Annotated in this window: 11 protein-coding genes; 6 read left to right on the top strand and 5 right to left on the bottom strand. The window is 39.6% G+C overall.

Annotated elements, in window-relative coordinates:
* Positions 1–95: 95 nt before the first annotated feature.
* Positions 96–1151, bottom strand: a complete 1056-nt coding sequence (locus ACWICE_RS18135) for a phytase (protein WP_454298940.1) — start codon at positions 1149–1151, stop codon at positions 96–98.
* Positions 1152–1161: 10 nt separating this feature from the next.
* Positions 1162–3972 (bottom strand): TonB-dependent receptor, encoded by a 2811-nt coding sequence (locus ACWICE_RS18130; RefSeq protein ID WP_454298939.1) that lies wholly within the window; start codon positions 3970–3972, stop codon positions 1162–1164.
* 266 nt (positions 3973–4238) lie between these two features.
* On the opposite strand from ACWICE_RS18130, the gene ACWICE_RS18125 reads away from it, so the two are divergent.
* The 5 genes from ACWICE_RS18125 to ACWICE_RS18105 are packed head-to-tail and all read left to right on the top strand — an operon-like array spanning position 4239 to position 9010.
* Complete coding sequence (locus ACWICE_RS18125; RefSeq protein ID WP_185210490.1) at positions 4239–4682, top strand: acyl-CoA thioesterase; 444 nt, start codon at positions 4239–4241, stop codon at positions 4680–4682.
* Positions 4683–4702: 20 nt separating this feature from the next.
* Positions 4703–5368, top strand: coding sequence for a 16S rRNA (cytidine(1402)-2'-O)-methyltransferase (gene rsmI / locus ACWICE_RS18120; RefSeq protein WP_454298938.1), 666 nt, complete (start codon positions 4703–4705; stop codon positions 5366–5368).
* 36 nt (positions 5369–5404) lie between these two features.
* A complete protein-coding gene (locus ACWICE_RS18115; RefSeq protein ID WP_454298937.1) occupies positions 5405–6226 on the top strand; it encodes a PH domain-containing protein in 822 nt (273 codons plus the stop codon).
* A 4-nt stretch (positions 6227–6230) separates the two neighbouring features.
* Positions 6231–7835 (top strand): apolipoprotein N-acyltransferase, encoded by a 1605-nt coding sequence (gene lnt, locus ACWICE_RS18110; protein WP_454298936.1) that lies wholly within the window; start codon positions 6231–6233, stop codon positions 7833–7835.
* Positions 7836–7876: 41 nt separating this feature from the next.
* Positions 7877–9010, top strand: a complete 1134-nt coding sequence (locus ACWICE_RS18105) for a cysteine desulfurase family protein (protein WP_454298935.1) — start codon at positions 7877–7879, stop codon at positions 9008–9010.
* 54 nt (positions 9011–9064) lie between these two features.
* On the opposite strand, the gene ACWICE_RS18100 is transcribed toward ACWICE_RS18105, so the two are convergent.
* The 3 genes from ACWICE_RS18100 to ACWICE_RS18090 all read right to left on the bottom strand — a co-directional run bounded on the left by ACWICE_RS18100 (position 9065) and on the right by ACWICE_RS18090 (position 10596).
* Complete coding sequence (locus ACWICE_RS18100; protein ID WP_313259968.1) at positions 9065–9643, bottom strand: hypothetical protein; 579 nt, start codon at positions 9641–9643, stop codon at positions 9065–9067.
* A gap of 136 nt (positions 9644–9779) precedes the next feature.
* Positions 9780–10196, bottom strand: coding sequence for a copper resistance protein NlpE (locus ACWICE_RS18095; protein WP_185218218.1), 417 nt, complete (start codon positions 10194–10196; stop codon positions 9780–9782).
* A 67-nt stretch (positions 10197–10263) separates the two neighbouring features.
* Positions 10264–10596 carry a tetratricopeptide repeat protein gene (locus ACWICE_RS18090; RefSeq protein ID WP_185210498.1) on the bottom strand — a complete coding sequence of 111 codons (333 nt, stop codon included), beginning with the start codon at positions 10594–10596 and terminating at the stop codon, positions 10264–10266.
* A gap of 291 nt (positions 10597–10887) precedes the next feature.
* On the opposite strand from ACWICE_RS18090, the gene ACWICE_RS18085 reads away from it, so the two are divergent.
* Complete coding sequence (locus tag ACWICE_RS18085) at positions 10888–11619, top strand: electron transfer flavoprotein subunit beta/FixA family protein (RefSeq protein ID WP_185218220.1); 732 nt, start codon at positions 10888–10890, stop codon at positions 11617–11619.
* Positions 11620–11624: the final 5 nt, after the last annotated feature.

Genomic DNA, 11624 nt, shown 5'->3' with positions numbered 1-11624 from the left:
GTTATAGGTAGTTTTAAGTATAGGTCAATAGTTAGTGTTGAGAAAAGGCCGCGAAAATTTCGCGGCCTATCTATTATCAATCCAATTGTTGTATGTTATTTTTTTGCATCAATCTGATCTTGGAACTGCTGCCAGTCATAATAATGGAACACCATTCCATTACTCATAGCAACCAACATTCCTTTCGGGAATTTAGCTCCGATCGGCATAGATATCGCATCGGCACCATCACACTCCACAGCTGATACCGGAACCTCAGCAATTCTTGTATATTGATGAGGATTTCCTGCATCCCCTTCTCGAGGGTAGATGTTAAAGGAATTGTTCTGTTGATTGGAGGCTACAATATAACCTGTACTGTCGCTGCTCTTGTAGATGGCAATACCTTCATGGTCCTCTTTGAAATCCTTTTGTCCGAAAACCGCAAGGACCTCATTGCCCTTAGCCGGATCAGCATAGTATTTATGGATTCCGAAACCTTCATCAGAATAATAGACATAACCTAGTTCGTTATCCACGGCTATTGCCTCGATTTCCTTTCCTCCCTGGAAGGCTCCGAACTCGCGCACTTTATTACCTACGACCACGCCATCCTTATCCTGTAGTTCATACTGGTACAGATATTTACCGGTCGGTCCGATCTTTCTACCTACGATGGCATAGATCTTATTTCCTGTAGTATCCATTTGCGTATATAGCGCGATACCCATAGGTGACCTTTCTGTTTCACCTTCAAACACGGGAATTCCGCCATTATCTATCGGCTTTAGATCCGGTAAGCTGAACACCCTGATCTTATCCGTACCGCGTTCTGTAACTACCGCTATATCTACTTTCTTACCGGCCAAATTAAAGCCATAAGCGATGTCGACATTGTTTGGACGATCCAAAGGAACGACCTTGTTAATGATCTTTCCGTCCATATCATAGGTATAAAGCCCACCGGTTTTTTCATGTTTATCTGTCCCGATAACGATTACCTGGGAGCTATCCTGAGGGTTGACCCAAATAGCGGGATCATCGGTATCATTAGGCACCACTTCAGTAATTACGGCTGGTTTCAGCGCATTTTCGGCAACAGGGGCCAACTTATCTCCACAGGAGACAAGCACGAGGGCCGAAAAACTAAATATTGTAAGTTGTTTCTTCATTTGTTGGTTTTTATAAGTCATATTTAATTCCAAGGGTATAGCGCGGCTTGTAATATTCTAATTGGCGCATGCGCTGTACATCACCTTGGTAGTAACGCAAAGGTTGATTGGTTAGGTTGTTGGCTTCAGCAAAAATGCGAAGTGACTTAGTTACTTTATATGCAGCATTTGCATCTAGGAAAAACTGTTTGTCATAATAAGCATCGGTAAATGCATCATCTCCGATTTCATCCAAGTAAGCTGCCGTATAGTTTGCAGATACACGAGCTGAGAATTTGTTGTTTTCCCAAGACAAGGACCCGTTCAACATGTGCGGAGCAGTTCTAGGCAGACCTAGGCCTTCACGCAACACACCGTCTTCACCTGAGATACCCTTAGCTTTTGATTCGGTAAAGGTATAGTTTGCATAGATGGCGAATCCTTGTAGGAATTTTCCAGGAAGGAAATCCAACTGTCTCTGGAAAGCAACTTCAAAACCATAAACATCTACCTTTTCGCCGTTTCTAAACTGTGCAAAGTCCCATGTTTCACCTGCAGCGATAGGGTTTGCTAGATTTGGGAACACTTCCGAGAAACGAGCATTTGTAAAACTCCTATCATTGTACATGTAGATAAAGTTCTTTAGGTTTTTATAAAATGCACCTCCGGAAATAATACCCACATTTTGGAAATAGCGTTCCAACATGATGTCGTAGTTGGTCGAATAGGTTGCTTTCAAGTTTGGATTGCCTGCGAACAATTCTTTATCATCTATGTTGGAGTTAACATATGGCGCCAAGGCGTAGTAGTTTGGTCTTGCCAAACTGGTTGTCACAGCAGCACGAAGGATAAAGTTGTCCGAGAAATTATGCTTTAAGGTAATACCTGGAAGAATGTTGGTATAACTGTTTTCATTACGGATCTGACCTTTTAATTCTTCTTCATCAACGACATTATTACCGGTATAGTCAATGCGAGTATGCTCCAAACGAGCTCCCAAGATCAAGGCTGTTCTTTCCGTTATATTTTGATCCCAACGCACATAACCTGCAAAGATCTGCTCTTTTGCTTTATAGTTTTGGGAAAGGAACTCTTTTGGGTTTGCCTCTTCTTCAAATTTAGATTTATCGCTTAGGTTTAAACCTCCTAAATAGTTTTTATCTACAAAGGTCCCTGGAGCATAACGCTCACCTTGGTCCCAAGTTTTCGCGTCCCATGTCACCAATGGCATTCCAGAAGTTAAGGTCTCAAAGCCTGTAACGGGCTTGTATTCAAAGAAATTGTTAACTCTTTCTTTGGTTTTCAACCTTACACGTCCACCAAAACGGATCCTTCCTTTTTGATCTGCAATCACCGACAAAGGAATACGGAAGTTTAATTTGGCACCGAATTCATCTTCATGGGTGTTGTTTTCATTTTCTGTGATTTCATTAAGTTCAAATTTGTCCAAATCTGCGTTTGCATTCGCAATAAATGGCAGGTAAGGATCAGAAATATCGACAGAAAGAGGTCCCGATGGTTTTTCATAAGAGATATACCTTTCGTTAGGTCTCCATTCAGAGGCTCTTGAATAAGAAGCAGCCCAGTCCATATCCAACAAAGGTGAAATAAGGTGCTCCCCTTGCAATGAAAAGTTCAATACAGTCTGACGCTCTAAACGACGGCCTTTGTTTCTGCTATTATCAATACCGCCTTTAGTTTCACGTTCAATCAGTCCTGTGTAAGACTTGGTTGCATTATCGTACTTTAGCTTTGAGAACTTGGTTGCAAAACGGTTTTCGCGGTCATCACGCCAGTTGTACATGGCATTTAAGGCAATCCTGTTTCTAGAATTAAAGTTGTAGTCCCAGGCAGCTGATACACTTCTACGGACACGGACCACATCATATTTACGGATCTGCATTTCTTTTAGGAATACATTTCCATCTTTTTGATCCCATTCGGCTTCAATGTTGTTTGAACCAAAATCATTGGTCTGCATCGTTCCACTCAATACCAAGCCCATCTTGTTATCCAGGAATCGGTTACCATAGATCAAAGATCCATTGTAGATTGCTTTTTCACGAACTGGGGAATATCCACCACTTAGGGTAGCAGAAATACGTTGCTTATTCGGAACGGCACGAGTGATCAGGTTCACACTACCACCGATCGCATCTGCATCCATATCAGGGGTCAATGTTTTGTTAACTTCGATCGATGAAATCATGTCGGAAGGAATCAAGTCCATCTGAACATTACGGTTATCACCTTCTGCTGAAGGAATTCGGTCACCATTCAAGGTCACAGAGTTCAATTCTGGGGAAAGACCACGGACAATAATATTTCTTGCCTCACCTTGGTCATTTTGCATCGTAATACCCGGAACCCTTTTCAAGGCATCTCCGATATTCTGATCCGGAAAACGGCCCACTTGGTCAGAAGAAATAATATTCGTGATGTTGCTGTTATTTTTTTGCTGGTTCAAGGCTTTTGCTTGACCTTTTGCAATATCTCCAATGACTTGGATCTCATCGATTGTTTTGCTAGCTGGCTCCAAAAAGATTTCAACAGCCTTATCGGTAGTCTGGATCTTTTGTTCAAAATGTTGGTAACCTAAATAGTCAACCGATACGGTATAAGTTCCAGCAGGAAGGTTTAGGAATTCAAAATTTCCGTTTGCATCGGAAACCGTGAATTTATTGCCTTCTGCAATTCTTAAAGTTGCACCTGGTAAAGAAAAATGATCATTGTTGTCCATGACCTTACCTTTTAGGATGGTCGTTGTAGCCAAAGGGGTGGTCCTTTGAGCAAAGGAAATACAACAAATGAAATTGAATAGGAATAATAGGAATAATCTCATAAAGTTAATAATTTAATGGCCCAAAAATATTTATAGGGATTTACTAGATTATTAACTGGATGTTATTAATTTGTTAACATACCAACCTGGCGATTTTCCTATAATGAGTATTTATTTCTTTTTATCAGCAAAATAGCCTAAATGCAAGAAATGCAGTTCGCAAAAAGTTAACATTGAATTCTCATCAGATTGTTAAGCTTCGTATTTCATGGAAAGCCGATTATTTATTTTTCATATTTTTAGAAAAACACTAAAGATTAAGGTCGATGGAAGAAAATATATTTTACGAAGGACAGGTTTTATGGTCGCAGATTGATGCAAATGTGCATTTACGACATTCTGCATATGCGGATTTTTGCGCCCAGGCAAGGAGTAATATGCTGAACAAGATGGGGCTGTCGCTAGAGGAATTCAATAAGCGAAAGATTGGACCTATTTTGTTTCGTGAAGAGTTGAATTATTTGCGGGAAATAGGTTTGGATGAGCGGGTAAAAGTAAGCGTTGTGATCACTAAATTCAACAAGCTCAATTCTAGGTTTTCCTTCAGGCATGAGATCTTTAAGGAAAATGGTGTGAAAGCGGCTGTAGTGTTAGTGGATGGTGCCTGGATGAACATTAGAGAAAGGAAATTGACCAACATCCCAGAAGAATGGATGGAAATTATCAGCAAAATACCTAAGTCCGAAGATTATACTGAAATAGATTCTTAGTTAATCGCTATCTTTGGATTATGTTATATATTGTTCCCACACCAATTGGTAATTTGGAGGATATGACCTTTCGGGCCATCAATGTCCTGAAACAGGTTGATATTATTTTAGCTGAGGATACAAGGACCAGTGCACCTTTGTTAAAGCATTTTGGGATTGACAAAAAAGTCTTTGCCCATCATCAGCATAATGAGCATAAAGCTGTCCAAGAAATTATCCGATTGTTAAAGGAAGGGAACCAGATCGCGCTAATCTCGGATGCCGGGACGCCAGCCATCTCTGATCCTGGCTTTTTATTGGTTCGGGAAACGATCAAGGAAGGTTTGGATTTGCAATGTTTGCCTGGTGCAACGGCTTTTGTTCCTGCCCTGGTTAATTCTGGACTGCCAAATGACCGCTTTTGCTTTGAAGGTTTCCTTCCTGTAAAAAAAGGCAGACAGACCCGCTTGAAATCATTGGCAGAAGAAAAAAGAACGATGATCTTCTATGAATCTCCACATCGGATCTTGAAAACCATAGATGAATTCATTCAAATATTTGGACCTGAAAGGCAAGCTTCAATATCCCGAGAAATCAGTAAGATGTATGAGGAGACCGTGAGAGGCACATTGGAAGAGATTAAACAGCATTTTGAATCCAATCCTATCAAAGGGGAATTTGTGTGCTGTGTCGCGGGACATGAGTAATTATAAAAAAGAATTATTGACGTAAATATCAAATCAATGGAAAATTATCAAATCGACAAATTTGTTCAGGATGGACAGGATCCAAAAGTAGTAGAAAAGATCCATGGAAAGATTTTGGATATGTTGACCCCTGGAGAATCCATTAATTATATAGCCCTGCAAAAGAAACCGGCCGTGAACTTATTGCCGGATAGCATTACCCTTTCTAACAGGAGAATCTTTCTGTGTGAGTTCACAAAATTGGGTCTTGCTACCAACTTCGAGATCTTCCCTTGGAAGGATATTAAGGATATTGCATTTAAAGAGGAGATCTTTGGCTCCAAGGTTACTGTTATCCCCTTTACCGGCGAGAACTTAACGATTGATTATATCCCAAAGATACAGGCCAGGAAGTTGTACCAACTGATAAAAGATGCTTTAGCTAATCTGCAGAACCAGAAAAATGAAGCTAAAGAAAGTACTCCTGTTTATGGCAATAAACCAGCCTACAGTAATCCTGTGGTTAGTCCGGAAGAGAAGGTTGAACCTGTTAAACCAGCTGAACCTACAAAACCTGTTGAAGCTGAAAAACCTGTTGAACTTCCAAGGTTTGAGGAAAGACCTAGCTTGAATTCTATGTTTGCCCAACAAAACCAACAAGCTCAAGCTGCAAAACAAGAACCTCAAAGCTATCAACAGCCAACTTCTTTCAACTCCCCTGCCCCAGCGCCACTTACGCCTAGTCCGGAAGTGCATAAAGCTGAAGAGGATGATGAAATCACTTTAAAATTAAAGAAATTAAAGAGCTTGTATGACAAGCAGCTTATTACCCAAGCCGAATATGAAACAAAGAAGGCCGAAGTTTTAAGCCAATTATAATAGCATGAAAAACAATTACCTACTAGCCGGTCTAAGTGCTATATTACTGTGGCTGGCTTGGCCCCCTATCCCATATTCTAGCTTTCTACTTTTTATTGCTTTTGTACCCCTATTGGTCGCTGTGGAAAACGTGATCCGCGGGGACTATAAAAAGAAAGGCCGTAAGATATTTGGTCTAGCGTTTCTGACAGGTGTCATCTGGAATACCGCATCCATTTATTGGGTATTTAATGCCATGAATGCTGTATTAGATGTATTTCCATCGTTTATGGTTTCTTTGATTCCATTTACCCTGGCGCCTCTCTTAATGGCTCTGGCATTTAATCTTTACTACCAGATGCGCAAAAGGAACAACATCATGCTGAGCTTTATGGGGCTTGTATCCTTTTGGATGGCATATGAATACCTGCACCAGACTTGGGAACTTGCGTTTCCTTGGATGACATTAGGGAATGGATTTGCCAATTTCCATCAACTGGTTCAATGGTATAGCATTACTGGTGTATATGGTGGAACTTTGTGGATTTGGATAGCTAATATCATTGTATTCCTGTGGTATTGGCAAAGGAAGGAAAAGGTAGAGGTCTATAGCCAGAAACTGCTATTAGGTTCATTGGCTGGCTGGATTCTCGTTCCTGCTATTGGATCTTTAATTGTCTACAGCACTTACGAAGAACATGTCAACCCTTCTGAAATTGTAACTGTCCAACCAAATATTGATCCTTACGGTAAATTTGGGTCAATTACCCCAGAGGAGCAATTAAACACCTTAACCGATCTTTCGCAAAAGGTAGCAAAACTAAATACCGAGTTTTTTATTTGGCCTGAAACCGCAATATCAGGATCTAATGGAATCAATGAGGAGGAGTTTCGGGAATATGACCAGTACAATAAGATCCTTGAATTCTTGGAGCCTTATCACAATGGAAATGTGCTTTCAGGGATAGAAAGTTACCAGATCTATGAAGATCAGAAGACCTTGACCGCAAGACCGATCGGTAATGTTTTTTATGACAGCTTCAATGCTGCAGTATTGGTGGATGGTTCTAGTAAGCTGCAATTTTACCATAAATCTAAATTGGTACCGGGGGCGGAGAAAACTCCTTTTGGAAAAACCTTGTCATTCTTAACCCCACTGTTCAAGCATTTTGGTGGTACTACGGGTGGGTATGGTAGCCAAGAAGAACCCTCTGTCTTTTATTCTGCCAGTGGGATCGGCGCTGCACCTGTAATCTGTTATGAATCCATTTGGGGGAATTATGTAGCTGAATATATTAAAAAAGGAGCCCAATTTATTGCCGTCATCACCAATGATGGATGGTGGGGAGACACCTCAGGAAAGGACCAACACCTTCAATACGCTAAACTTAGGGCAATTGAGAACCGCAGATGGGTAGTTCGATCAGCCAATACAGGTATTTCTGGCTTTATTAACCAACGTGGGGATATTGTTCAAAAAAGTTCTTGGTGGGTGCCGACTGCGCTGTCTCAGGAAATCAATTTGAATGAAGACCTTACTTTCTATACAAAATATAGTGATTTAATAGTCTATTTATCATTCGTAACAGACTTAATATCAATAGGCTTAATGATTGTCAGAAAAAAATAAATATAACAGAATTATCCTATTGAATAATTATATTTGCCGCCATGCAAGTTTATTTTGATAATGCCGCCACCACTGCCTTAGATAAAGAAGTTATCGAGGTAATGGTTCAGATGTTGAACGAGAATTTTGGAAATCCATCGTCCATCCATGCACATGGCCGAGAAATGAAGACCATTGTTGAAAAAGCAAGAAGAACAGTCGCTAAATTATTGAATGCATCACCTTCCGAGATATTCTTTACCTCCGGAGGAACTGAAGCAGACAACATGGCTATCGTTCGTGCTATTGAAGCTTATAATATTACCTACGCAATCAGTTCACCAATTGAGCACCATGCTGTTCTACACACGTTGGAAGAACTGGAAAAAGCTGGAAAAATTCATTTAGATCTATTACGCGTTGATGAAAAAGGAAATGTTGATCTTGGTCAACTAGAGGAGCTTTTGTCTAAAAACCCAAAGACCTTTGTTTCCTTGATGCATGCCAATAATGAATTAGGCAACTTAACTGACCTTAAAAAGGTTAGTGAGCTATGTGAGCAATTTGATGCCATCTTCCATTCAGACACCGTTCAGACGATGGGACATTATGCACATGACTTAGCAGACCTAAAAATCGACTTTATTACTGGTGCAGCTCATAAATTCCATGGACCTAAAGGTGTGGGATTCTTATATATCAATGCCCGCAATAAGATCAAACCGCTTATCTACGGAGGTGCTCAAGAGAGAAACATGCGCGGGGGCACAGAAAACGTTTATGGAATCGTGGGATTGGCAAAAGCATTGGAAATCGCTTATGCTGAAATGGACGAACACCAAACTTATATACAGTCCCTAAAGGATTATATGAAAGCTGAGTTGATCAAAGCCGTTCCAGATGTAAGATTCAATGGCGAGGTTGATTCAGATAAATCGTTATACACTGTACTGAACGTATCCTTACCATGCACTAACATGGGCGACATGCTATTGTTCAACCTAGATATCAAGGGCGTTTCTGCATCAGGCGGAAGTGCTTGTAGTTCAGGTTCCGAAATAGGCTCGCACGTCCTTCAGGGAATTGGAGCTGATGGTACCAGACCATCTGTGAGGTTCTCTTTCAGCAAGTACAATACAAAAGAAGAAATAGACTTCGTGGTAGCAACAGTAAAAGAAATCTGTAACCATAAATAGGTCTCGTGCGATAATATTAAAAAGGCTGTTGCAGTGCAACAGCCTTTTTTTTGACTAATCCTTATGTAATTTGACAAGGATATAATCTTCATCCTGTTTCAAGGATAGATGCAGTTCATTATTACCAAAATATAAAACTTTAAAAACAGTAAGATGCCTTTTTGTGGAATCATTCAGGATGAGCGCGGCTTCCGGTTGATCAATCCTCCAATTCACCTGCATTCTTTGGTTATATGATTCATCATAAACAGTGTTACGACAATGTGAATCAAAGGAATTAGCCTTATAGTATTGTTTCTCAAAAATTTCCGCTTTGCCATTAGGCTTAAAATTGATCTTAAAGAATTCCATTTTCTGTTCCACCTTACTTACTTTTTCGGGGCAAGGGGTTTCTTTAGATTGGAATTTTATCAGTTTAGCAATTTGATTGACCTTGGAATAATCCAGTTCAGATGATAGGCCTTTGGGGTTGATATTATTGTCATAATATTCATAGGCTGTCCATTGCCCTGTTATTTCCAATGGATCGACTGTATTCTCCTCTTCATTCACTACTACCTGAAAAATACTGCCTATGGATACCAATAGCAAGAGCAAAACGGGCATCATCATAAAAGATAATTTGGTTTTCATCTTTTAATAATTAGTGTTATCCAAAGATAATCAACCCACTAAGCGAAAAAAATACCTAGCATTAGGTATTCCTCAAAATAGATATTAATAAAAGTGTGGGAAGTAGCTCCATAAAAAAACCTGCAATTGCAGGTTTTTATTTTATTTTTTGAAGGACATATTTTTCGGCGAGATCGCCTTTTATTTCCTTGCCAGAGAGATCTAATTGATTGAGTTGGTCCTTAGATATCTTAAAGCTATAATCTACATTCTCTAAACTCAAAATATCCTGGTCAACCTTCCATTTTCCGGTACTTTCAAATACCTCAGCACTTTTGCCGACATATTCATACCGCATGGAATAATTTTTATTCTTGTCTAAGCTAAGTACTGTCGCAATTGTAGTACAATCTGCACAAGGTAATTTACCCTCATAGGTCCCAACGATTGCCAAACCTTTCACTGCATTATCTTCGGCAGCAACAAGCTGATTGACGTTGGATTTGTTGTTAATACAACTAAATCCAAAGATCAGCATGATCAATCCGATTAATGACAGTGTTAATACTCGCATAATTTTCTTCCTTGCCAGAAAAAATGCAAAAAAGATACCACAAATCTATTTTTTAGAAAATTTAACATTAATCGTCTTCATCGAGCAGCCCATTAGCCATAAGCATGGCATTTTTCAGTTCATTAAGCGCATGAAAATTTCTTTTTTGCTGAGCAACCAGAACTCCCTTTTCATAAATTTCAAGTGCCGAGTCCTTCTCCCCCTCGCCTTCCAAAAACTTTCCAAAATGATAATAGGTACCTACATAATCAGCGTGGGAATGTACAAGGTCTTCAAATCCATTTCTTGCACTTTGTTTATCTCCCAACTTAACAAACTCCATGGTCAGGGCATACTTTAAAAAAGGATCGTTTGGGCTTTCTCTTAAAAAATTCTGTAACTGTGCTAATCTGCTTTCCATAAACAAAAGTAATCAATATTTAGAAATGCAAAAGCATTGCTCCCGCGGAATAGAATTACTATGCTAGCATACAAAATGACAAATCAATGACTATTAGATACTCGCATCAAAACCAATGATGTTTTAATATATTAAAATACAAACACATATTTAATTACCATTATAATAATTTTTGCGTCATTTTGGTGTTATTATGATAATTAACAATTATCTAACAGTTCCTGAAAATCGAGGAAACACAGCTTTGAAATGCTCCTTAATTAATGTAGGTTTGTGTAAAACGTTTGAATTATGAGAATATTAGTATGTATAAGTAATGTCCCTGACACCACTTCAAAAATAACATTCAGCAACGATAATACGGTTTTTAACAGCAATGGTATTCAGTATATCATTAATCCATATGATGAGATTGCATTATCTAGAGCAGTTGAATTGGCGGAAGGTGGCAAAGGTACGGTCACTGTAATCAATGTTGGTGATGCTAGCACAGAACCTACCATCAGAAAGGCATTGGCAATTGGTGCGGATGATGCAGTTCGCGTAAATTCTCAACCTAGAGACGCTTGGTTTGTAGCCAATCAGATTGCCAACTACGCAAAAGAACAAAACTTTGACCTTATCTTAACGGGTCGTGAGTCCATAGACTATAACGGCGCCCAAGTTGCTGCCCTATTAGGCGAGCTATTGAACCTACCTTCGGTTTCCATTGCAAAGAAATTAGATATCCAAGATAACAATGCGACTATTGACCGTGAAATTGAAGGCGGTAAAGAAGTATTGACCGTTTCACTACCGGTTGTGGTCGGTACTGCTGAAGGAGTTGCAGAACCAAAGATCCCGAATATGCGCGGCATTATGGGAGCAAGGACCAAACCTCTTCAAGTTGTGGAACCAATAGCAGTAAATGAATTGTCCAATATCGCGAAATTCGAATCACCTGCTCCAAGGGGCGCTGTGAAACTGGTAGAAGATGTGGACCAATTGGTTCAGTTACTTCGTTCCGAAGCAAAAGTTATTTAATTCAT

This window comes from Sphingobacterium sp. NPDC055346, assembly GCF_053645235.1.
This window is presented reverse-complemented; position numbering and strand designations above follow the sequence as displayed.